Source organism: Pedobacter hartonius, assembly GCF_900107535.1.
Lineage (GTDB): Bacteria > Bacteroidota > Bacteroidia > Sphingobacteriales > Sphingobacteriaceae > Pedobacter > Pedobacter hartonius.
The window spans coordinates 388,132-412,211 of sequence record NZ_FNRA01000001.1 but is presented as its reverse complement, the minus strand read 5'-3'; the positions used below and the strand labels follow the sequence as shown (position 1 = coordinate 412,211).

Here is a 24,080-nt window from a genome sequence, read left to right as displayed (position 1 = left end):
GTGAGTTAATTTTAACGAAGTAATAGGAGCGTTCGTTATCGGACGCTAAGCGTACACTGCCGGACAGTTGAGATCATCTCAGTGGCAATTGCTCAGGATCACTTTCGCCGACATGCTGCAATACAGGGTCAATGCGTTTTAAAAGGTATGACAAAATAGTTTCAAACACTACATAACCAACAAATATGAAATACCCGGGTTGCAGCGAGGTATCATTGACCGTGTTGGTGTTTAAGAAACTGTTATGGATATTCAAATTAGACAGCTGGCTTTGTAAAATGCCATTCAGGCCAATGTAAGTCATCAGGATACCTACTACCATAACATCGGCCATATCCCATTTGCCCGACTCAAAAGTTAGATATTTCACCACCTTATTTTCAGCCAGTTTTTTCCCGCTCAGGATATGAATGCCCTTCGCAATGATCCTTAAAACAGGTAGCACAATGATGAATACAAGAATCAGGACGCCTACCACGATGGCATCGGGCTTCGGCTGTTTCAGCAACGTTTCCACTATGCCCAGTATACTTTTACTCTGGAAAAATAATACCTGGTTCTCAAAGGCTATTTTTTCGCCCAGAAGCGTGAAACTAAGGGTTTGGATACGTGCATCAACCTCTATAATAGACGCTGTTATGCCTACCGCCAACAGGATAAATGCAAAGAATAGCGAGATGACAAACAGCGTCTTATGCAGCTGCACCTGTTTCCTCATCAGCCACCATAAACCAAGTGCTAGCGCAACGCAGCCCAGCATGGCGTAAGCGTAGTTGTAAGTGACTGTTCTAATGGAAGCCAACCGCGAATTGATCCGTTTATCAAATTCAGCTACACCAGAAACGTGGTATTTACGGTACAGGTATTTTGTAACGGCAGCATTGGCTACACTGGTACTGTCATAAGTTTCTTTTTCAAGCTGATCAATTTTACTGGTAACGATATTTTTCAGCCTTTTTGTACTGGTAGGACTGTTCACTTTGTCAATGATCGTTTTCGAAAAGGAGGGCACCTGTGCCTGTATCTGATCTGCATTCACAAGGTTGTTGAATGCGAATTTTTTCAGTTTACCGCTGAAAGATTCCTGAGGTTTATTGATTTCCTTAACCACATTATTGATCAGGCCATGAAGCTGCTGTTCCACCTGGGCCTGCAGGGCTTTCTTTTGTGCGCGGGTCATACTGAAGCCGTGTACCTGTCGATCTACCACTGCCGATATCCGGTCACGCCACTGATCCACAGAAAAAAGTCCGAATGTAATGTTATTCGACATACTATAGTCCTCTTTGATCTGCTCCTGCTCAGTGGAAAGTGCATCCAGACGGTAGCCGAAGTAAGCCTCGCCGCAAAGCAGGACGCTTAATCCAAGAATGAGTATGATCTTGGCCAGTCCGAATGTGTTAGGCGTTGTGGTGGTCTGCTGGGTTGTCAATGTCTTATGGATTAGATTGTAATTGAACTTTGGATTTGGCAGAATCTAATGCGAATCATGCGGTGTGATAAACTTCAGAATGGTAGACAAAATAAGTCCGTATAATACAAAACTGATGAATATGATAAAGCCGGGCTGCAAAGCCGTATTATTAGTGGTGATGATCGTTAAAAAATCACTGCGGATGTTCAGGCTGGATAACTGGTTTTCCAGTAATCCATTTAAGCCGATATAGGTCATCATGATGGCGATAACAATCACGTCCGCCATACTCCATTTACCTGATTGGAAGGCGAAGTATTTGATAAATTTATTTTCCGCCAGTTTCTTTTTGCCCAGTAAGTGTATACCGGTAGAACTCAGTTTCATGATCGGAAAGAGGATACTGAAAATGAGGATCAAAATACCGACAAGGATCGAATCCACCTCAGGCTGTTTCACCAGGATCTCAACGACGTCAAGGATGCTTTTACTTTGGAAGAATAACACCTGGTTTTTGAAAACCACATGTTCCCCCAATAATACAAAGTCGAGCGACCTGATACGCGCGTCCACTTCAATCATCGATGCGGTTAAACCGACTGCCAGTAGAATAAAGGCAAACATCAGCGACATCACAAAAAGTGTGGCGTGTAGCTCTACCCGTTTCCGGAATATCCACCACAGTGATAAAACAACCACGATACAGCCAAGCATCCCAAACGAGTAGTTATAGGTGGTCGTCCTGATGCTGCCCAGCGATGCGGTTATTTTACTGTTAAATTCATCGGGAGAGGAAGCGTGGTATTTGCGGTACATTTTACCGGTTATGGCGTTATTCACCGTCGCAGTACTGTCAAAATACCCACTATGTTCCATCGCTGTGAACTTACCCATGGCCATTGTGCTCAACTGCTTTTTATTCTCACCGTTATCAACCTTCGCAATTACAGTTTTCGCAAAAGCGGGGACCTGAGCTTTGATCTTATCGGTATTAACGAAAGTTTTGATGGCGAATTTTTTCAGCTTTCCGCCTACGGATGTCTGGGGTTTGTTGACCAGTGCTTCGGCTTTATTGATCAGTGCCAGGATAATTTGTTCCACTTCCAGCTGAAGCTGCCTTTTTTGTTTCCGGGTCATGGTGAAGTGACGAACCTGGTGGTTGATGATGCCGGCTACTTCGTCATGCCACTGGTCTACAGAAAAAAGTCCGAGCGTGATATTATTCACATCGGAGTAATCTTCCTTAATTTCCTTCTGCTGGTGTGAAAGCGTATATAAACGGAAGCCAAAATAGCCTTCCCCGGCTAACAGGATGCTCAGGCCGAGGATTAATAATAATTTCGTGACGTTAAATTCCTTAACGGCATAGGTGTGTTGTTCTTCGGCCAAATCAGTTTAGCATTAGTGGAATGCCATATAACCGGAAAATTCTGCAGATGTTTGGCCGCTTACAAAAAATACACGTTTTAAGAGTGCGATATCTCAGGGGAGCTGTATCTGCACCTGGTCAATGCCTTACAGGGTTATGTTCAGTTGTTTAAAGTTCGTAGGATGATTTGCGGCTGTTCTCGAGCACCAGCTCTTTGATCAGTTCGCGTCCGCTTTTCCATCGCTTTAACAAGTTACTGTGCTGGATGCCCGCTCTGTCCTTGATTTCCTGATCTGGCTGATAATAATCCTGCATGAGGTCTTTCATCGCATTATGGATATCGGCCGCGCTTCCGTTTAAAGGGAGTGCGGTATTGTTTTTCACTAAATCCGAAAGTGCATCTGCCATACTGGCCGCATAGTAAGGGCAATCCCAATCATGACGGTAAGGGGCATCACCTTTGATATTTACCTTCTGCAGCGGATGCGAAAGGTCCTCCACGATTTCCGTTACTGCATCACCAAACACATGCGAAAATTCCGCTATAAAGTGATTCCACCAGCGTGGATGCTGCGGCAGCTCCTTCAGCAGGGTATCACAAACCAGAACGCGCCTGGGAAATTCGGAGTTTGATGGGTCCATAATCACAAGGGAGGTCCCAAAATGTCCTTCCTGAAGTGAATGTCTGCTGTATATGACAAAAAATTGTGGCTGGGTCTCACCTGCCTCATGCATGGCGGCGGTAAGTACCTTTACATCATGCAGCCGGTCTTCCAGAAATCCGCGTTTGAAAAGCACGTGCAGGTTGCCTTCTGATTTTGCCGTGCAGTGCTTACTGTTTTCATCAAATACATTGCTATTGGCCGGGCAACTGATAAAATGATTGCCGCTATTGTACCTGATTTCTTCTGAATTAACCGGGTAGCTGCTGATGTCGGCCGTATCACCTGCATCAGTCTGTTTATTAGGATGAACCGAACGAAACGGAACGTGCATGCGCTCAGTATCCATCCTGCGGGTCAGGTTGTATATCCGCTGTTCCGTAGGCGCCAGTAAAGGATCTCCGCTAGCCGGATCAAAATACACGGCTCCCACACGCCTACCAAGGTGACAGGCTATGAAGCGGTTTTTCAACAGCTTCTGCATTGACTGTTGCGTATTCAAAAAGAAGTCCCGCAGGGCATCATTTTCAAGGTACTGCTCCAATGGCTGATCAAAACGGAGCAGTGTTTCGTCCTCATGATCGTGTACCCAAGTGTACAAAAAATTGTATACTTCCCTTTCGAAATGACGATTAGCCGCTTCCGCGATTTCTTTTGTACAAGCGTATTGTTTCATAAACTTTGTAAGGGAATAAATAGAGTGGGAGGTGTCAAATATAACAGTTGTCTGCAATTAAACGTAGAAATAAATAGATTAAATTTTATTTTGAGGCTAAAGTCTCTGTTTTTTTTAAATTGTGTCTTTATGAGGCTTATATGTCTGTTTTTAGTTTGATTATAGGGCTGATTTAATTTGAAAAATGAGTAATAAAATCGCTATTATGGTAAAATATATAGCAAAAGCTGATATATATTTATAATTGATGGAAGTAAAGGTTAAAATAATTGATCAATCAAATCTAAAAGTTTAGAGATCGACTTATTCTATTGAAAATACGAAAGGGCAAAAAGGAACTGATAAAATAAAAAAGGCACCGGACTCCGGTGCCTTAATGATATACTAATTTTTTATAGATATTATCTATAAATCAAAGATTGATGATTATTTTAAGTCAAACCTATCCAGGTTCATCACTTTAGTCCAGGCGGCAACAAAGTCATTGACAAACTTATCCTGGCCATCTGCGCTTGCATAAACTTCAGCAATAGCCCTCAACTCTGAATTAGAGCCAAATACAAGATCTGCACGGCTGCCTGTCCATTTTACGTTGCCGGTAGCGCGGTCGCTTCCCAAATAAACTTCTTTATCTCCGGAAACTTCCTTCCATTTCGTGCCCATGTCAAGCAGGTTTACAAAGAAATCGTTAGTGAGCACACCCGGGCGCGAGCTGAAAATACCATTTTGTGATCCGTCAAAATTCGTGTTCAATACCCGCAGGCCGCCAACCAGTACTGTCAGCTGAGGTGCGGTCAGTGTGAGCAAATGAGCTCTGTCTATCAGTAACTCTTCCGTAGATACTGGAGCTTTTGTGTTGCGGTAATTACGGAAACCATCAGCGGCGGGCTCCAGGTAACCGAATGATTGCACATCGGTCTGTTCCTGTGAGGCATCGGTACGTCCCGCTGTAAAAGGGACAGTAATGTCATGTCCGCCATCCTTCGCTGCCTTTTCTACGGCTGCCGAACCTGCCAGAACAATCAGGTCTGCCAGGGAAACTTTTTTACCGTTGGCCTGTGTACTATTAAATTCAGTTTGGATACCCTCCAATACATTCAATACCTTTTGCAGCTGCACCGGATTATTGACTTGCCAGTATTTCTGCGGCTCAAGGCGGATGCGTGCACCATTGGCACCACCACGCTTGTCAGAACCGCGGAAGGTAGATGCCGAAGCCCAGGCTGTAGAAACCAGTTCAGGTACACTTAATCCTGATTCCAGCACTTTTGCCTTCAATGCTGCGATATCTCCGTCATTGATCAGGGCCTGGTCAGCTGCCGGAAGAGGATCCTGCCAGACCAGTTCTTCCTGTGGTACATCCGGGCCCAGGTAACGTGCAAGAGGACCCATGTCGCGGTGTGTTAATTTAAACCAGGCACGTGCAAAGGCATCTGCAAATTCCTCCGGATGTTCCAGAAAGCGCCTTGATATCTTTTCATAAGCCGGGTCAACCCTTAAAGCAAGGTCGGTAGTCAGCATGGTTGGCAGATGCTTTTTTGTGCTGTCATACGCATCAGGAATGATGGCCTGTGCATCCTTGGCTACCCACTGGTGTGCGCCGCCAGGACTTTTAGACAGCTGCCATTCAAAGCCGAAAAGGTTTTCAAAAAAGTTATTGCTCCATTGGGTTGGGGTTGTGGTCCATGTCACTTCCAGTCCGCTGGTGATCGTATCCGCTCCCTTGCCGGAACCATAACTGTTGCTCCAGCCGAAGCCCTGAAGTTCTACGTCAGATGCTTCCGGCTCTTTGCCAACATGGTCAGCAGTGGAGGCACCGTGGGTTTTTCCAAAGCTGTGGCCACCGGCTATCAGTGCAACCGTTTCTTCGTCATTCATCGCCATACGGCCAAAGGTATCGCGGATATCTTTAGCAGAAGCAGCCGGGTCAGGATTCCCGTCAGGACCTTCAGGATTCACATAGATCAGCCCCATATTGGCAGCTGCAAGCGGTTTTTCCAGGTTACGGGAGTGGATGTCGCCACCGGCATCTTCGTCAGATACCAGTACGCCATGACCTTCCTGCACACCGGGCGAGCCGTGTGCGTAACGCAGATCGCTGCCCAGCCAGGTAGTTTCAGATCCCCAGTAAACAGATTCATCCGCTTCCCATACATCTTCACGCCCGCCGGCATAACCAAAAGTTTTGAAGCCCATTGATTCCAGTGCGATGTTTCCGGTTAGGATCATCAGGTCAGCCCATGAAATCTTGTTGCCGTATTTTTGTTTAATGGGCCAGAGCAACCTGCGGGCTTTATCAAGACTTACATTGTCAGGCCAGCTGTTCAGTGGTGCAAAACGCTGCAGCCCTGCACCGGCACCACCACGTCCGTCACCTACACGGTACGTTCCGGCACTGTGCCATGCCATACGGATGAACAAACCACCATAGTGTCCAAAGTCTGCAGGCCACCAATCCTGTGAATCAGTCATCAGTGCATGAAGGTCTGCTTTTACAGCTGCAAGGTCGAGACTTTTAAAAGCCTCTGCATAATTAAAATCTTCACCCATCGGATTTGATAAAGAGGAGTGCTGACGCAAAATGTTCAGCTTCAGGTGGTTCGGCCACCAATCGTGGTTGCGGGTTCCGCCACCGCCAACATTGTGTTTCATACTGCCGTTATGAAATGGGCATTTACTGATGTCATTTGATTCTGTTTCCATCGTTGTGAGTTTTATATTCAATTCTTATTTGAGCCTCGCTAATTGTAAAACATTATAAATTTATGATATTGGATGTGATAATCATAATCAATTAATTCTATACTTAATAGTTAAAGTCTATTGGTCCATCACCTGCCTGAACGTTTCACAACAATAAACCTGAACGTCTGGATAAAATATCGGCAATAAGGATACCACATGACCAATCCATAACAAGTTATACTTTGCTGGCAGCAGAGCAGGACATTGATCTTGCCGTTGCTGCCGCCCGTGATGCATTTGATCATGGGCCCTGGCCTAAAACAAGCCCGGAAGATAGAATTGCAGTGATAGAGAAGTTCAATAGTATACATCGCAGCCATGCCACCGAACTGGCCGGGTTAATTACAGCAGAGAACGGAGCACCCATTTGGTTTACAGGAATGCTGCAACATGCAGTTACCGAGCAGACAAATGCTTTTCTACGTGCAGCTAAGTCCTTTACCTGGGAATCGCGGCAGCCTTCAGCAACAGGTGGTACCAATTTGATACGCCGTGAATCAGTAGGGGTAGTGGCTGCAATTATTCCCTGGAGTGCACCTCAGCAATCTGCACTGGTCAAGATGATCCCCGCTCTTCTTGCCGGCTGCACGGTGGTGTTCAAGCCTATGCCGGCTACTGCCTTAGATGGCATTGCCCTCGGAGAACTGTTCAAAGAGGCAGGTCTGCCTGATGGCGCGCTGAATATCGTTCCTGCTGAACGCGAAGTGAGCGAATACCTGGTACGCCATCCGGGTATAGATGAGATCTCATTTACCGGTTCCACCCGTGCCGGACAGTAAATTGCTGCGATCGCCGGACAACAGATGAAACGCCTCAGCCTGGAGCTGGGCGGTAAGTCGGCCGCCATTATTCTCGAAGATGCTGATCTGGCGGATACCGTAGAAAAGTTAAAGTTCCTGTCATTTGCTAACAACGGGCAGATGTGCGTAGGGCAAACCCGTATTCTTGCACCGGAAAGCAGATATGAAGAAATCAGTAATGCGCTGGCCGAAATGGTGGCCGCAATCAGGGTAGGTGACCGGGCAGACCCGGAAACCTTTCAGGGTCCGATCTTTAACAAGACACAATACGAGAGCGTCAATTCTTACCTCGAACTGGGTCTGCAGGAAGGTGCTGCTATTGCTACAGGTGGTTTAGGTAAACCCCTGGGCGCTGAATTTGAGAATGGATGGTACGTAAAACCTACAGTAGATTATCCTTATGGCCTTTCGGGTTCTGTATGGACGGCTGACAAAGAAAAAGGCCTGGAGATTGCAAGGCAGATCCGGACAGGGGTTTTCAGCATCAACGGTGCGCAGGCAGGCTTTGACACCCCATTCGGTGGTTACAAACAAAGTGGTGTAGGACGGGAGTATGGCTCCGCCGGCCTGGAAGTTTTTACGGAAACTAAATCCATAGCGATGTAGCCAGCCGGAAATTGAAATAAAAAAAGCGTTATTCTATGCATCAGCATGGTGGATAGAATAACGCTTTTTCAGTCATGAATACTTTATGCCAGATGCGCAGTGAAAAAATCTATGCTGCGTTTCCAGGCAAGTTCTGCTGCGGCTTTGTCATATCTGGGAGTGGTATCATTATGAAATCCATGGTTTACGTTTTCATAAACGAAGGCCTCGTATTTTTTGCCGTTTTCTTTTAATGCAGCTTCATAGGCAGGCCATCCTTCTGTAATCCTGGTATCCAGGGATGCATAGTGCAGCATCAGGGGTGCTTTAATTTCAGGTACGTCTGTCAGGGCAGGCTGGCTTCCGTAAAAAGGTACTGCTGCTGCCAGGTCAGGTATACGAACGGCCATCATATTGGCGATGCCGCCGCCAAAACAAAAACCTACTACACCCACCTTGCCGTTACAGTCCTTGTGGTGTTTAAGGTACTCGTATGCGGCAATAAAATCTTCTTCCATCTCGCCCTTGTCCCTTTTGCTTTGCAGGGTACGTCCTTCGTCGTCATTACCGGGATAACCGCCCAGTGGTGTCAGTGCATCCGGCGCAAGCGAGATAAATCCGGCAAGGGCAGCTCTTCTGGCCACATCTTCGATATATGGGTTCAGCCCCCGGTTTTCATGGACCACGATGATGCCGCCAAGTTTCTTGTTAGCATCTTTAGGTTTTGATAACAATCCTTTGATCGTTCCGCCGCCTTTTGCTGAAGAGTAATTGATATAATCAGATTTTAAGCGGGGATCATCTGGCTTGATCTGCATGTTGCCCTGGTAGTCGGGCATCAGGAAACTCATTAGTGCAGGTACCGTTAACCCGCCAACTGCATATGCAGACAACTTTTGCACAAAGGAACGCCTGTTCAGACGGTTGTGTGCGTAGTCATCATACAGATCAAACACTTCCTGTTTGATGTCTTCTTTATTAATCTGGCTCATATTAATAGACTTTATTCAAAAATAATAATTCATGGCAAATGCTTGTCAGCCACAGCGTAACAGTCTCGCTACGTCTGAAAATCAGCCAATGCTCTGCCACTCTTCTTTCCTGGCAGAAACAGCCGCCGCGATAGTCTCTTCAGTTACTCCTGACCGCCTGTTGTAGGCTGCTCTGTACAGATCTAAGTGTTCATTGATGATTTGGACGCGCTGCGTAAAATCTACGAAATCCCTGATCATCCGGTCACCATCTTCTTCAGCAGCAGCAGTCAGGTCGTTGCATCTGAAATACCTGTTTGCCAGATCATTTTTAGTGGACAGCAGACTTCTCAGTTCTTCCATATCGTTCTCATCAATCTGATAGGCCTGCTGCAGTAAATTTGTCATTATCCCCATCATCATTTTACCGATATCATACTTGGCCCATATCGTGTCATAAGCATTTTCAGAATCCGCCTGAGAGCTGACAATTTCATCGATGGCAACCATATTGATGGTCTGCTGCTCCAATACCTGGGCAACATATATGGCCCTGCCATAATGGGCAAACAGCAGGCTGAGCTGTTCGTTTTTTTTGGTGTTATTTTCCTGTAGTTCGTCCTGATGCGTCATATTAGGTAATTATGGTTTATCCCTAACAATTTACAGACCATTGATCTCCTCTCGTATCTTTATCACTGCATTCTTTACAATTATGCCAATTTCTTATATTGCAGTATGGAACAATATGATAGCCGCGTTGATGCATATATCGCTAAGAGTGCAGATTTTGCAAAACCTATTCTTACCCATCTTCGTGACCTTGTGCACCAGGCTTCACCTGAACTGAAGGAGACGATCAAATGGAGCTGTCCGTTTTTTGATCATGAAGGACCCGTATGTCAGCTGGCGGCATTCAAGCAGCATTGCGCCTTCGGTTTCTGGAAAGCAGGGCTGATGGATGACCCCTATAAAATATTAAATCAGCAGGCTGACACTGCGGGCAGCCTTGGGCGTATCACCAGCCTTGCAGATCTTCCTGCCGATGATATTCTTATTCAGTATATCCGGCAGGCCCTGTCACTGAATCTGCAGGGGATTAAAACGCCTCCCCGCCCCAAAGTACCCGCGGACAAAGGCGCAGTGGTTGTCCCTGTTTATTTTGCTGAAATACTTGACAAAAATCTGCTCCTGAAGGAACAATTTGAAAAATTCAGCCCCTCGCAAAAGAAAGAATACATCAGCTGGTTTGAAGAGGCTAAAACTGAAGCCACACGAAATAAACGACTGGAAACTGCCATTGAATGGATAAGCGAAGGGAAAATAAGGAACTGGAAATACAAGTAATATCACGTTGCGGTTAAAAGTTCGGGTCGAAGTTGAAGCAGATAGGGTTGGACAATCCGATCATGTTTCCGCTTAAGGATGCTGACCCTGGAACCTGCGGGTAGGCTGTCGCCGGCCCTTCAACTACAATGCGGTAATAGCTGCGGCCAATTGCCTCCGGCGTATCTGAGAACTCAACCACAGGTGTTTTTCCGCCGGCCTGTAAGGTTTGGAATGGATTGCCATTTTTTACTACATTAACCGTGTAAGCTGCTCCCGCTGCTGTGTTTCCGGTTAGCTGAATACGGAATTTGACAGGTTTGCCCGTTGCTTTGGCATTATCTCCCATCATCATATCCATCTTTCCATCCTGGTTAAGGTCTGCATAGAACTCTACACGCGGCGCATAAGGGTTTGCGCTGACTGCAACGCGTCCGTTGGTAAGGGCATCTACTACAGCCTGTGTTGTCCGCGAGGTAGCAAATACCCAGGTGGTAGGGGTACCTACATAGTTCACTTTATTTTGGTAGCTGTTTTTCGTTGCTTTATCCGGTGAATCCGGCGCCCCGTGGTGTGAGTCGCTTCCGCCCCTGCCGGTAAGTTTACGGCCCGAGGAGAGCATGTCGTCCCAGATCATGATGGCATCGGCATTTTTTGGCCATACCGCGGAATTCCAGACTTCAATTGAGTTAATCATATCATAGGAGTAGCCGAAGTGATCTTTTCCACTGGGATGATTGGCCGACAGGTGTATGCCAAGTTCTTTTTTTACAGCCCCTACAGCCACATCACGCTGATCACGGACATCATATAAACGCTGGTTGTCATATGGTTTAGCAGAAAAAACATTGCCATGGCCGCGGGTAGTTGTCCATTCTGCACCGTAAAGCAGCAGGAGGGAGTCTGATTTGAATTCCGGGTCTGCCCAGGTGTTGCTGGCTACATCGCCGTTGACATGATTGTCGTGATCTGTAATGCAGATATAATCCATGCCTACTGACTCAGAAAAGGCGACAATCTTTGCCACCGGATTGTTTGAGGCATCTTTGCTGTGGTTGGAATGGAGGTGAAGATCGCCCTTCAGCCATACGCCTTTGGTAAGGCTGGCAACAGGTGGAAATGCCTTGATTTTCTTAGGTGCCCATGGGTTAACGTGTGCCTGTTGGGCCGACGCCGGAAGCGTCATGCAGCCTGCAATTGTTGCCAGTAATCCGCTATAGACCATGCCGGTGATCTGCTTCGTCCTGCTGTTATTCTTAAACATCATTTATTGAATTATTTTTTGTTCAAATTACGTCTGAGCAATCGGATAATCACTGTTGATCGGTGTTAACAAATTGTTAAGGGGGAGGTTTGGCGTCAAAACAAAAATGTACAAAACCTCCATGCATGACCACCTGGTACCTGCGGAAAAAATAGAAGGAAATCTGGACTAATATTCAATATTTTTGCATAATGTAGACATTAAGGTCAATCTGTGTCATGTATCTACATTTCATGGCAGGGCTATCAGGCTGTACTGATTGGCTTATTACCCATATCTTACAATTGTTATTTAATGTTCAATAGTGTTCATATTACAATATCTAAATACGTTCATAACTAATCACATAGCGTCATATTTGTGATTTTTAGTTTTTTATCTGATTATTATTCCCCGCAACCGCTTATTACTGTTTATTTATACCATTCTGGCATAATTTTAGTCAAAGCATAATTATTGTAAAGCATTATTTGCGGGGAAAGATATCTAAGGCATTGGCAGCCTGTTTTTAGCAGATTTAAAGTAAAATAAAGCTTTACTGTCTTGTTTACTGGATTATTTGGCTTGTCTTTTTAATGTTTGCAATAAATTAACTCATCATACTTATTAAAATGTATTTGTTTGAATATTTTTTAATAAAGAAAATTATATTTTAATCTGCCGAATTTATGAAGATCCTGCTAAGTTACCTCAAGAAGCATCGATGGACAGTTTTGCTCGCATTATTAATGACCGCCATTAATCAAAGCTTTTCTCTGGTCGAACCGCTGATCACTGGTAAAATTGTCGATGAATATATTAATAAACGTGAGTTGCTATCCAGGCATGAGTATTTTTCCGGAATTTTAACGCTGATCGGATTAGGAATAGGGGCGGCTTTTCTGTCGCGTATTGCCAATAACTTCCAGGATTTTTTCACCATCACAGTTGCACAAAAGACCGGTGCAGAAATGTATGCTGATGGAATGAAACATTCCCTGGCAATGCCTTATTATGTGTTTGAGGAACAGCGCAGCGGGGAAAAGCTGGATACCTTGCAGCGTGTAAGAAGCGATTCCGAGAATTTTATCAAATCATCTATCAACGTGACGTTCATGGCCTTATTCGGCATCATATTCGTTAGTGTTTATTCATATTTTATCAGTTATAAAGTAACCATTGTATTTGTGCTGTCAGTTCCGATTATTACTTATCTGAGCTGGGTACTATCAAAAAAGGTGAAGGTAATACACCGTGCGATCATCCTGAAGACATCCGTACTTGCAGGCCGCTCTACGGAATCATTAAGAAATATTGAACTGGTAAAAAGTCATGGACTGGGCGATCAGGAGATCGAACGTTTAAATATGGCTACCTATAAGATCCTGAACCTGGAGATCGTCAAAACCAAGATCCTGCGAATGTTAAGTTTTATACAGGGCAGTACGGTAAACATTGTACGCAGTACAATGGTGGTAGTCATGCTGATGCTGATTTTTGACAAGGAAATATCTGCCGGTCAGTATTTCAGTTTCCTGTTGTATTCTTACTTCTTATTTGGTCCATTGCAGGAATTTGGCCATATGGCCCTTACCTGGAGGGAAGCCCAGATCTCTTTGGGTAATTTCAAAAGGATCATGAACATGCCGGTAGAGCACATACCTGATGACCCTACCGAGTTGAATAAAATTGTACACGTCAAGTTTGAAAATGTATTTTTCAAGTATAAAAACAGTAACCGTAATGCCCTGAACGGAATCAGCTTCCATGCAGAAGAAGGAGAGACCGTTGCATTTGTAGGACCTTCCGGATCGGGTAAAACTACCCTGATTAAATTACTGGTAGGTTTATACAAACCGTTTAAAGGTGATATTCTGTACAATCATACACATACCGATGATATCCATCTGGATGAACTGCGCCGGAAAATAGGTTTTGTAACCCAGGATACCCAACTCTTCTCCGGTAACATCAGGGATAACCTGAGGTTTGTTAAACCCAATGCGACGGATGAGGAATGTATGGCTGCGCTGAATAAGGCGGCATGTCAGTCGCTTTTATCAAGGGCATCTGATGGCTTGGATACGCTAATCGGTGAAAGCGGCGTAAAGGTGTCTGGCGGTGAGAAACAACGTTTGTCCATTGCAAGAGCGCTGCTGCGCAATCCGAATATTCTGCTGTTTGATGAAGCTACTTCATCCCTTGATTCACTGACGGAAGAAGAGATCACTAAGACGGTGAATAAGCTGTCAGACCTGAAAGACCATATCACGCTGATCATTGCACACAGGTTGTCTACGATTATGCATGCCAACCGCATATATGTGCTTGAAAACGGGCATATCATTGAAAGTGGTAACCATGAGCAGCTACTGGATCAGAAAGGCCTTTATTATGCTATGTGGCGTCAGCAGGTTGGTAAACGTAAGTTAGTGGAAGAACTCAATAAACTGGATGCCTTAATTGAGAATTAAGCGGCTCCTCCTCCATAAGGGGATGAGCAGAACAACCAGTATCATACAGGAAATAGCCGTCGAATAACTTAAAATATGGAATTTATGGTCGGTTATTCCTGTATGAAAAAGTACCTTTAACTGCGAGCTGGATAGGATTGCACCGAGGTAAGCAAAAGTCCGGTACAGGCCAAAAGAAACACCTTTTCGGGCTAAAGGTGCTTCGGCGTTCAGCAAGGCCTGGTTGGCAATCAGGTTCAGTCCTTCAGCTACCCCCATCACGATCGTCACAGCAACAATGACGAACATCCCTACACTTTCGTTCAGCATAAACATCCCGGCACAGGTTGCCGCCATGAAGAGTACGCCAAGAAAGTTCTGTCTGAACAGTTTTGTGCTTTTAGAGATGAGTAGTCCCACAGCTATCGCCACGATGGAGTCTGGCAGCATGAACAAGCCTGTTTCTGCCGGATTAAAATGCCTGACACCTTCCAGCCATTGCGGAAATCCATATAACATCGCATACAGAATATAACTTGTAGCAAGGGCCCGGATATATACCAGTAACAGGGCAGGTTTATTTGCCAGAAGCCTGACATCGATAAAGGGGCTGTCCTGACCGCGTTCCCAAACCACCAGTAAAACGAGCAGCAGTATGGCCGGCAGGGTGAGCTGCCAGGAGAACGAATGCTGGATCAGCGGGAACAGGAGTGACAGTAAGAACAGGCTGAAAATAAGAATGCCCGGAACATCCAGCTTTTTAAACAGATTGACTGCATTTGCCGTTTTCGGTACCGGATCAGCCGGAATAGCCTTAGAGAGGTAGAGGGCTATCAGTACCCAGGGGATATTGATAAAAAATATACCTTTCCATCCCAGCCATTGCGTAAGTAACCCACCCAATACCGGCCCCAGGATCATGCTGACCTGTGCAGAGATGCCCACTATCCCCAATACATTACCTGGAACGGGCCGCTGTGCCTGTGCATATTTTTTATTGATCAATGCCATTGCCGATGGGTAAGCTGCTGAGGTGCCCAGTCCGAGCATAATCCTGGAGACTATCAGCCAGGAAAAGCCCGGTGCGAACATACCGATCAGTGCTGCCGCCAGGCTTAAGATAAAACCAAAGGTATTGATCTTTTTTGCACTAAAGATGTCTGCCAACCTCCCCATCAGCGGCTGGGCGATAGTAGAAGTCATGTAAAGGGAAGTAACCAGTATTGCCCCTGATCCTACGCTGATCTTAAATGAATTGCATAAGGGGATCAATGCTGTTGCGAGCATAGTGGAATTCAGGGGGTTCATCATGGTGCCCAATACAATAGGCAACATGAATTGGTAGGGAACCGGCTCTTTCTCTGCCTGGTTGCCCATCTAAACTGCCTCTGTAAGTTTTTTGATGATGGCAGCGGTATTGTCAACTTCTCCTATGCGTGGAAAAATAAATTGCATGCTGTTTTCATGGGCGGAGAGGTGCATATCCGTCATGGCATCTTTTGCAAAAGTGATGTTATAGCCCAGCTGGCTGGCTTCTCTTGCCGTGCCTTCAACACCAATTGAGGTGGCCACCCCGGCCAGTACGATGCTCGTGATATTCAGGCGCTGAAGCTTTTCGTGTAAACCTGTATTGTAAAAGGCATTCCAGCTGTCTTTCGTAATAAAGATATCTTCAGTTGTGGTTTTGATTTCAGGAACGATGGTGAAAAAGCCGCCTTTTTCCATCGCCTCTCTCGCTTGTTTAATAGATTCTTCATCCTTTGGCGTAGTTGAGCTTTCTACCCGGGTTAGTGTCCATTTTGCGCCAAGCGGGTTTACATGGACCACAACCACCGGCATATTCCTGGCGTGAAAGGCATCTGTCAGCTGAGCTGCCTTTCCAATAACCTCTGCCACAGGGTGGGCAACAGGAAGTGATACGATTCCTTTTTGCAGGTCAATGAGTACTAAAGCTGTGGTGGGGTCTATTTGAGTGATCATAATTTTGTGTGTTTCTTATTTGTATTCTGCCAGTTTTTCCATTAACGCAACCGCTTCCTGAAGCAGCTTTTTATCTGCTACTGATAGATGATGCTCTATCGCTTCATTCAGCCATTCATCACGCTCAAACCTTGTTTTATCTACCATTTCTTTTCCAAAACCGCTCAGTGAAACAGAGACTTTTCTTTTGTCTGTTTCCGAAGGTGTTTTGAGAATGAGGTTTGCTTCTTCCAGCTTGTTGATGATCTGCGACATGGACTGGGCTTTAATTTTCACCATTTCTGCCATTTGCGAAGGAAACAGCGGCTGATGATTGTATAAGTTGGAGAGCGTGCTGATCTCCGTTATTGACAGGTTATCAATCGTATTGATCTGTTGTCTGAGCCTTTTAAATAATTTAGAGGTCACGTTTCTCAGTGAGGAAGCCAGATGTGTATCTTTCATGATCTTTGTAAGGTAAACTTATAAGTTTACCTTACAAAGGTAGATGTTATACCAGAAATAAAATCAAAAATATGTCATTTAATTAACCTGTTGGAATTGAGGAGGTTTTCAGTTTTTTCAATGTAAATTCAAAATAGAAGTTATGTAAATTGAAAATATAATCTATGTAAATTTAAAATATAGGATATGTAAATTGAAAATAGAATTTATGTAAATTGAAAATAGAAGTTATGTAATTTCAAAATGAAAGAGTAAATTTGCTGATATATAATATATTACGGCGATGTTTATTTTCAGGCAACTCACTCACCTCATTCAATCTCAGAGTTTAAAATTCCCAGTAATTGCCTTAACCGGACCACGGCAATCGGGTAAAACTACGCTGTTAAAAGAATTATTTAAGGATTACAGGTATGTCTCGCTCGAAGATCCCAATGTTCGTTCGTTCGCACTTGAAGACCCTGTTGCCTTTCTGAATGTTTATAACGAAAAAGTTATTTTTGATGAGGTTCAACGTGTACCGGCATTGTTTTCATACATCCAGACCCGGGTTGATGCTTCAGGGCAAATGGGGCAGTTTATATTATCCGGATCACAAAATTTTCACTTGTTAAAAAGTATTACACAGATGCTGGCAGGCAGGGTTGCATTGTTCAAATTACTGCCGTTGGATTTTTCAGAAATGAAGACGCAATCTTTACTGGGCAGTTCCTATCAGCGAACGCTGGTAAGAGGATTTTATCCGGCTATTTTTGACAGGGAAATAGACCCAGTTATATTCTACGCAAATTATGTCCAGACCTATATAGAGAAAGATGTTACTGAATTATTGAATATAAAGGACCTTAGGGCATTCAGAACGTTTTTGGGATTATGCGCAGGACGGTCGGGACAGCTGTTGAATATCACTACTTTAGCAAACGAATGTAATATATCCCAACCTACTGCGAAAGCATGGCTTTCGATCCTGGAAAGTAGTTATGTCATCTTTCTGCTTCAGCCCTATCACGAGAACTTTAACAAGCGGCTGGTAAAAAGTCCTAAGCTCTATTTTTACGATACCGGTTTATTAAGTTACCTGCTCGGAATCAGAAACCCTGATGAGCTGCTGGAAAACAGGTTGAAAGGCGCCCTGTTCGAAAATATGATCATGGCGGAATTTCAGAAAAGAAATGAGCATTTATACCTGCACCAGGAGTACTATTTCTGGCAGGACAGCAATGCCAATGAAGTTGATATTCTGTTTAAAACCCATCAGGGATTTGATATCTATGAAGTAAAAGCGACAGAGACCATCAAAACTTCTTTATTTAAGGAAATGGATCATTTCGAAGAATTAGCGAAGCCTGCCAAAGTAAATAAAACACTGATCTATGGGGGTACTGAAGATCAGCAGAGGAATAAGTACACTGTTTTAAGCTGGAACAATATTACATAGCCGATATGATAGTTCAGTACTGCAGGCAAAGCTGTTCAGCTGCTGAACCGTCATATCGGTTATATTCAGCGATTCCGGCAATCTGAACAGACTACCCGGAACACCTAATCTGTCCTTCCCGGATATTGCTCCAGCGCAACTGTCAAACAATCCATTGCCGCATTCAGGTCATTAACGTTCAGTACATAAGCCATCCTGACCTCATTTTTTCCTGATCCCGGTGTAGAGTAAAAACCGGTTGCAGGTGCCATCATTACGGTTCTGCCCTGGTAGTCAAAGCTCTCCAGTATCCACTGACAAAATTTATCGGCATCATCAATGGGTAATTTGGCAACTACATAAAATGCGCCGCCCGGGTTAGGGCAAAATACTCCCTCAATACTATTCAGCCTTGAAACCAATGTGTTTCTGCGGAGTGTATATTCCTTATTTACCGCTTCAAAGTAACTGTCCGGTGTATCTACAGCTGCAGACCCTGCAATTTGTTCTACCAATCCGGGGCTTAGCCTTGCCTGTGCAAATTTTAATGCTGATTTGATCACTTCCTTATTTTTGGTGATCAGGCAGCCCAAACGTGCGCCGCATGCGCTGTATCTTTTAGAGACAGTATCAAGCATCACTACATTTTCATCCAGGCCATCCAGGTGCATAGGAGAAATAAAGTCCTTACCGTCATAACAGAATTCCCTGTAAGCCTCATCACAGAACAGAAAAAGGTCATATTTAAGACATAATTCTTTTAGCGCCTGCAGCTCTTCTTTTGAATACAGATAGCCGGTTGGATTATTTGGGTTACAGATGATGATAGCCTTGGTCTTGTCGGTGATCACTTTCTCAAATTCTGCTATCGGAGGGAGTGCGAAACCAGTTTCAATATAAGAAAGAATAGGCTTAACCACCACATTGCTCATACAGGCAAATCCGTTATAATTTGCATAAAAAGGTTCCGGAATAATAATCTCGTCACCTTCATTCACGCAGGTTTGCATAGCAATGGTGATTGCCTCAGAGCCGCCAAGCGTAACGAGGATGTCTTCAGGCCTGATATTGTAGCCCAGTTTGTTATAATATTCGGTCAGTTTAATTCTGTAACTTAAGGTGCCTTCAGATTCAGTATAGGCCCATACATCAAAATCGATATTTTTAATCGCGTTTAACATCCCCTCGGGCGTGGCTATATCAGGCTGTCCGATATTTAAATGGTAAACTTTTTTACCGTCCTTTTTCGCCTGTATGGCAAATGGACTGAGCTTTCTAATAGGTGAAGCCGGCATTTCAACCCCTTTTTCTGATATATATGGCATGCTGCAAAAATAAAAAACCTCGCTGACTAACGAGGTTTTTATTAAATAAATATTTTTTTGATAAAATTATTTGCTGCTAGCTGCTACAGTCTCTCCTTTAATGTACAACACTTTAGTGGTTGTTTTAGCATTTGAAGTGATTGTAATGCTTTTGCTGAATGGCAACGGCGTGCCGGCAGGAGTATAAGTTACTTTGATCAATCCTGACTGTCCTTTCTGAACAGGAGTTTGTGTATAAGTAGGAACTGTACATCCGCAGGTAGTTTCAACCTTGGTTAAAATCAGCGGCTCTTCACCAACATTCGTGAATTTAAAATCTACAGAAACAGGTTTGCCCATTGGAATTTTTCCAAAATCATATGTTTCTTTTTCGAACTTAAATTCCGCCGGTTTACTTTGTGCAAATGAGGCAACGCTTATGCCTAAGACAAAGGTTAATAGTACAATTAGCTTTTTCATGTTTGTATGTTTTAAACAAATTTACTGATTTACTTCATAATTCAAAGCCCCGAACAAATTTATATATTGCGCCTGTTGTCCGAGCATATTTTATAAAATATGTATCTTTACCCAATAAACTTTTGTTTCTATGATGCTAAATAACAAACTTACAACGAACCCCATCGATGCTTCAGAATTAAGTTTTGAGGCCTTTAAAACGATTGTGATCGAGGATTATAAGATTGCCTTCGAAAGCAGGCAAGCAAGTTTATTGGGCCGTAAGGAAGTTTTAACAGGCAAGGCGAAGTTTGGTATTTTTGGCGATGGAAAAGAACTTCCGCAGATTGCCATGGCTAAAGCTTTTAAAAATGGCGACTGGCGTTCGGGGTACTACCGCGATCAGACGTTCGCCTTTGCTACCGGTATTTGTACCATGAAGGAGTTTTTTGCACAGTTATATGCAAATCCTGATGTGCAGGCCGATCCCGCTTCTGCCGGCCGTCAGATGAACTGCCATTTTTCTACCCGTTCTTTAAATGAAGACGGATCCTGGAAGGACCTTACCGCAATGAAGAATTCATCATCTGACATTGCGCCTACAGGCGGACAGATGGCACGTCTCGTAGGACTGGCCTATGCTTCTAAATTATATAGAAAAAACCCTGAACTGGATTACCTGAAGAACTTTTCCGTCAAAGGAAATGAGGTGGCCTTTGGTACTATTGGCAATGCCTCAACTTCTGAAGGTGTGTTCTTTGAGGCTATAAATGCTGCCGGAGTATTACAGATCCCTATGGCTATTTCCATCTGGGACGACGCCTATGGCATCTCCGTGCCCGCAAAGTACCAGACTACCAAAGAGGATATCTCTGAAGTGCTGAAAGGCTTTCAGCGTGATGATCAGAACGCCGGATTTGAGATCTATAAGGTAAGGGGATGGGATTATCCGGCTTTATGCGAAACCTATCAGCAGGCCATCCAGGTTTGCAGGAATGAGCATGTACCGGTGATGATCCATGTCACTGAAGTTACACAACCCCAGGGCCATTCTACTTCAGGATCCCATGAAAGATATAAAGACAAGGGCAGGCTGGCCTGGGAGAAGGAATATGACTGCCTTCGCCAGATGCGTAACTGGATGCTGGAATCTGCCATCGTTGATGAAGAGCAGCTGGGCATCCTGGAAGACAAGGCCAGGAAATTTGTACGTGATGCCCAGAAAGAAGCATGGAATGAGTTCCTGGCTGATATTAAGATAGAAAAAGATGAGGCAATCGCCCTGATCAATAACCTGGCGGTTTCCAATCCCCTCCTTACCCGGATTACCGGCACACTGGTAAACACTCCTGACGCACAGCGGAAAGAGATCATCTCTTCAGCAAGAAGGGCCCTCCGTATCACACGCGGCCATACTTCTGAAGAAAGGGAACGCTTGATGGACTGGTACCAAAAGGAGAAGCTCCGTAATGAAGAGCGTTACAACTCAAAATTGTTCACTGATGGTAAGGAAAGCATCTCCATGGTGGAGATGACTGCCGCTACTTATCAGGAGAACAGCAAAATGGTTGACGGCCGTGAAGTGCTGAACGCCTGTTTTGATGCCAACTTTGCGCGTGACGAGCGCCTGGTGGCCTTCGGTGAAGACCTGGGCGCTATTGGCGACGTAAACCAGGGATTTGCAGGCCTGCAGGCCAAATATGGCGACCTGCGGATCACTGATACCGGTATCAGGGAAATGACCATCATAGGCCAGGGTATAGGCCTGGCGCTGCGCGGACTAAAACCGATAGCTGAAATACAATACCTGGATTACCTGCTGTACGCACTCAACATCTTAAGTGATGACCTGGCAAGCCTGTCTTACCGTACCAAAGCAGGGCAGAAGGCACCGGTGATCATCCGCACCCGCGGTCACCGCCTTGAAGGCGTATGGCACTCCGGCTCTCCGATTGCAATGATCCTGGGCTCTCTGAGGGGCTTGCACCTCTGTGTGCCGCGCGACATGACGCGGGCGGCCGGAATGTATAATACTCTGCTCAGATCAGATGAACCTGCCCTGGTGATTGAATGCCTGAACGGCTACCGCCTGAAAGAGATGATGCCCGATAACGTAGGTGATTTTACTGTTCCCCTGGGCAAGGCCGAAATGATCAGGGAAGGAGCAGATATTACCGTTGTCTCCTACGGTTCCACGCTCCGCATTGTCGAAGAAGCTGCTGAAGAACTGGCCCTGATGGGAATTTCTTTGGAGATTATTGATCCGCAAACGCTGCTGCCTTTTGACACAGATCACCTGTGTGCTGCCTCTTTACAGAAAACCAGCAAACTCCTCATCGTAGACGAAGATGTACCTGGAGGCGGTTCAGCATACCTGCTACAGCAGATACTTGAAGTACAGGGCGGTTATTATCACCTGGACGCACAGCCGCAAACCTTATCTGCAAAGGCACACCGCACCCCATATGGTACTGATGGTGATTATTTCACAAAACCGTCAGTAGACGACATAGTAGAAACGGTGTACCGCATGATGAATGAACATAATTCAACAAAATATCCGGCTATTTATTAACTGGATATCTTGCATTGCAGCATAAGGTCTAAGGGATTTTCTGGCTTCGCTGAAATAAATGTGTACTGTATTCCGGCTGCATTAATTCGCTGCGCGAAAGAACGCTGAGGCCGTCATACAGCACACATTTATTTTAAAAGTTTATCCGGTGGATTTTCTAAACGTCCGCTTTAAACCTATTGCAGACCGGGGAATCCGGCCGTCATGTTACATCTATTTATCCGGTGGATTTTCTAAACGTCCGCTTTAAACCTATTGCAGACCGGGGAATCCGGCCATCATGTTACATCTATTTATCCGGTGGATTTTTTAAACGGAGGCTTTAAGCCTATTGCAGACCGGGGAATCCGGCCGTCATGCTACAGACCGTCCAAAGGATCAGCTATAAAAAAAAGGGACCTCTCTTTCGATGCCTTCTCTGCTGCGCTTCAGCAGCAGGCAGCATCGAAAGAGAGGTCCCTTTTTTTCAGCAAAGCCCGGATATCTATAGAATAGAGAAAATCTTAAGCTACAGATAAAGATATCAATAGAACTGAACATCTAATTGATGATCTAAAATATCCCTTACAGCTGGCTGGCCCTGTGTCTCAGCAACTGATCTGCCAGTACCAACGCCGCCATTGCCTCAACAATAACTACTGCCCTTGGTACCACACAGGGGTCATGCCTTCCTTTTCCACTGATCTCTGCAGCTTCACCAGCGGCATTCACCGTTTGCTGATTATGCATAATCGTAGCTACCGGTTTAAAGGCTACAGTGAAACCGATCTCCATACCATTTGAAATGCCCCCTTGTATCCCGCCGGAAAAGTTGGTCAGCGTTTTTGGCCCCTTGTCGCCATTTGTTAAAAAGATATCGTTATGTTCCGATCCTTTCATCTCACTACCGGAGAATCCAGAGCCGTATTCATATCCATGGACTGCGTTGATGCTTAACATCGCCTTTCCAAGATCGGCATGTAATTTATCGAACACCGGTTCCCCCAGTCCCGGAGGACAATTCTGGATCACACAGCTGATCTTTCCGCCTACCGTATCGCCGTCTTTCCGGATCTGATCAATAAATTCAATCATTTCCTTTGCTGTAGCCGGATCTGCGCAACGCACGATATTCTCTTCACGCTGGGCCAGCAGTTCTTCAACGGGCAGCGGTTGCAGGTGAGGTGCATTGATTGTTCCTACTGCCGAAACATGGGCGAAAACACTGATTCCGTAATGCTGAAGCAGCAGTTTGGCAATGGCACCTGCGGCAACACGTGCAGCAGTCTCCCTTGCCGAAGAGCGGCCTCCGCCACGGTGATCGCGGATACCATATTTGGCATCATAAGTATAATCGGCATGTGAGGGACGGTAAACAGTCTTGTTGTGCTCATAATCCTTGGAGCGGTGGTCTTCGTTGGGGATCAGCAACGCGATGGGCGTGCCTGTGCTTTTCCCTTCAAAGGTGCCTGAAAGGATCTGTACGGTATCACTCTCCTTACGCTGGGTAGTGATCTTTGACTGACCGGGACGGCGTTTGTCCAGTTCTGACTGGATAAACTCAATAGCTATAGGGAGCTGCGCAGGGCATCCGTCAACGATAACGCCAATGGCTTCCCCATGTGATTCTCCAAAAGTGGAAATCCTGAATAAATGCCCAAATGTATTACCTGCCATT

The 24,080-nt window shown here is 45.0% G+C and carries 17 protein-coding genes and 1 pseudogene; 5 read left to right on the top strand and 13 right to left on the bottom strand.

The window, feature by feature from the left end:
* Nucleotides 1-73: 73 nt before the first annotated feature.
* From BLW16_RS01870 to katG, 4 genes are all read right to left on the bottom strand, one after another.
* Nucleotides 74-1,432 (bottom strand): paraquat-inducible protein A, encoded by a 1,359-nt coding sequence (locus BLW16_RS01870; protein ID WP_090554581.1) that lies wholly within the window; start codon nt 1,430-1,432, stop codon nt 74-76.
* A gap of 45 nt (nt 1,433-1,477) precedes the next feature.
* Complete coding sequence (locus BLW16_RS01865; RefSeq protein WP_090554579.1) at nt 1,478-2,803, bottom strand: paraquat-inducible protein A; 1,326 nt, start codon at nt 2,801-2,803, stop codon at nt 1,478-1,480.
* A 148-nt stretch (nt 2,804-2,951) separates the two neighbouring features.
* Nucleotides 2,952-4,121 (bottom strand): hypothetical protein, encoded by a 1,170-nt coding sequence (locus tag BLW16_RS01860; RefSeq protein ID WP_090554578.1) that lies wholly within the window; start codon nt 4,119-4,121, stop codon nt 2,952-2,954.
* Between the two features lie 426 nt (nt 4,122-4,547).
* Nucleotides 4,548-6,824 carry a catalase/peroxidase HPI gene (katG, locus tag BLW16_RS01855; protein ID WP_090554576.1) on the bottom strand — a complete coding sequence of 759 codons (2,277 nt, stop codon included), beginning with the start codon at nt 6,822-6,824 and terminating at the stop codon, nt 4,548-4,550.
* Nucleotides 6,825-6,991: 167 nt separating this feature from the next.
* Here katG and BLW16_RS23615 point away from each other — a divergent pair.
* Nucleotides 6,992-8,272, top strand: a pseudogene (locus BLW16_RS23615) (aldehyde dehydrogenase family protein).
* Between the two features lie 83 nt (nt 8,273-8,355).
* Here BLW16_RS23615 and BLW16_RS01845 read toward each other — a convergent pair.
* Nucleotides 8,356-9,243 (bottom strand): dienelactone hydrolase family protein, encoded by an 888-nt coding sequence (locus BLW16_RS01845; protein ID WP_090554575.1) that lies wholly within the window; start codon nt 9,241-9,243, stop codon nt 8,356-8,358.
* A gap of 81 nt (nt 9,244-9,324) precedes the next feature.
* On the bottom strand, nt 9,325-9,855 hold the full coding sequence (locus BLW16_RS01840; protein WP_090554573.1) for a hypothetical protein: 531 nt from the start codon (nt 9,853-9,855) through the stop codon (nt 9,325-9,327).
* Nucleotides 9,856-9,960: 105 nt separating this feature from the next.
* On the opposite strand from BLW16_RS01840, the gene BLW16_RS01835 reads away from it, so the two are divergent.
* Nucleotides 9,961-10,569 carry a YdeI/OmpD-associated family protein gene (locus tag BLW16_RS01835; RefSeq protein ID WP_090554571.1) on the top strand — a complete coding sequence of 203 codons (609 nt, stop codon included), beginning with the start codon at nt 9,961-9,963 and terminating at the stop codon, nt 10,567-10,569.
* Between the two features lie 13 nt (nt 10,570-10,582).
* Here the strand turns inward: BLW16_RS01835 and BLW16_RS01830 are convergent, their stop codons facing one another.
* The gene (locus BLW16_RS01830) at nt 10,583-11,815 is read right to left on the bottom strand and encodes a CehA/McbA family metallohydrolase (protein WP_217631495.1); all 1,233 of its coding nucleotides are present in this window, start codon (nt 11,813-11,815) and stop codon (nt 10,583-10,585) included.
* A 665-nt stretch (nt 11,816-12,480) separates the two neighbouring features.
* Between BLW16_RS01830 and BLW16_RS01825 the strand changes: the two genes are divergently transcribed.
* A complete protein-coding gene (locus tag BLW16_RS01825) occupies nt 12,481-14,265 on the top strand; it encodes an ABC transporter ATP-binding protein (protein WP_090554569.1) in 1,785 nt (594 codons plus the stop codon).
* On the opposite strand, the gene BLW16_RS01820 is transcribed toward BLW16_RS01825, so the two are convergent.
* The 3 genes from BLW16_RS01820 to BLW16_RS01810 are packed head-to-tail and all read right to left on the bottom strand — an operon-like array spanning nt 14,251 to nt 16,668.
* Nucleotides 14,251-15,621 (bottom strand): MFS transporter, encoded by a 1,371-nt coding sequence (locus BLW16_RS01820; RefSeq protein ID WP_090554568.1) that lies wholly within the window; start codon nt 15,619-15,621, stop codon nt 14,251-14,253. The two genes, BLW16_RS01825 and BLW16_RS01820, sit on opposite strands and share 15 nt — an antisense overlap.
* Complete coding sequence (locus BLW16_RS01815) at nt 15,622-16,224, bottom strand: isochorismatase family protein (RefSeq protein WP_217631494.1); 603 nt, start codon at nt 16,222-16,224, stop codon at nt 15,622-15,624.
* 15 nt (nt 16,225-16,239) lie between these two features.
* Entirely contained in the window at nt 16,240-16,668 is a 429-nt protein-coding gene (locus tag BLW16_RS01810) for a MarR family winged helix-turn-helix transcriptional regulator (RefSeq protein WP_090554565.1), read from the bottom strand.
* Between the two features lie 283 nt (nt 16,669-16,951).
* Between BLW16_RS01810 and BLW16_RS01805 the strand changes: the two genes are divergently transcribed.
* On the top strand, nt 16,952-18,106 hold the full coding sequence (locus BLW16_RS01805; RefSeq protein WP_090554563.1) for an ATP-binding protein: 1,155 nt from the start codon (nt 16,952-16,954) through the stop codon (nt 18,104-18,106).
* A 104-nt stretch (nt 18,107-18,210) separates the two neighbouring features.
* Here BLW16_RS01805 and BLW16_RS01800 read toward each other — a convergent pair whose 3' ends face one another.
* Both BLW16_RS01800 and BLW16_RS01795 read right to left on the bottom strand, forming a co-directional pair.
* Entirely contained in the window at nt 18,211-19,410 is a 1,200-nt protein-coding gene (locus BLW16_RS01800; protein WP_090554562.1) for a pyridoxal phosphate-dependent aminotransferase, read from the bottom strand.
* Nucleotides 19,411-19,476: 66 nt separating this feature from the next.
* Nucleotides 19,477-19,869 (bottom strand): DUF1573 domain-containing protein, encoded by a 393-nt coding sequence (locus tag BLW16_RS01795; RefSeq protein ID WP_090554561.1) that lies wholly within the window; start codon nt 19,867-19,869, stop codon nt 19,477-19,479.
* Between the two features lie 130 nt (nt 19,870-19,999).
* Between BLW16_RS01795 and BLW16_RS01790 the strand changes: the two genes are divergently transcribed.
* Nucleotides 20,000-22,423: an alpha-ketoacid dehydrogenase subunit alpha/beta gene (locus BLW16_RS01790; protein WP_090554559.1), complete on the top strand. Its 2,424-nt coding sequence runs from the start codon at nt 20,000-20,002 to the stop codon at nt 22,421-22,423.
* A 564-nt stretch (nt 22,424-22,987) separates the two neighbouring features.
* Here the strand turns inward: BLW16_RS01790 and aroC are convergent.
* Complete coding sequence (aroC, locus tag BLW16_RS01780; RefSeq protein ID WP_090554555.1) at nt 22,988-24,079, bottom strand: chorismate synthase; 1,092 nt, start codon at nt 24,077-24,079, stop codon at nt 22,988-22,990.
* Nucleotide 24,080 lies beyond the last annotated feature (1 nt).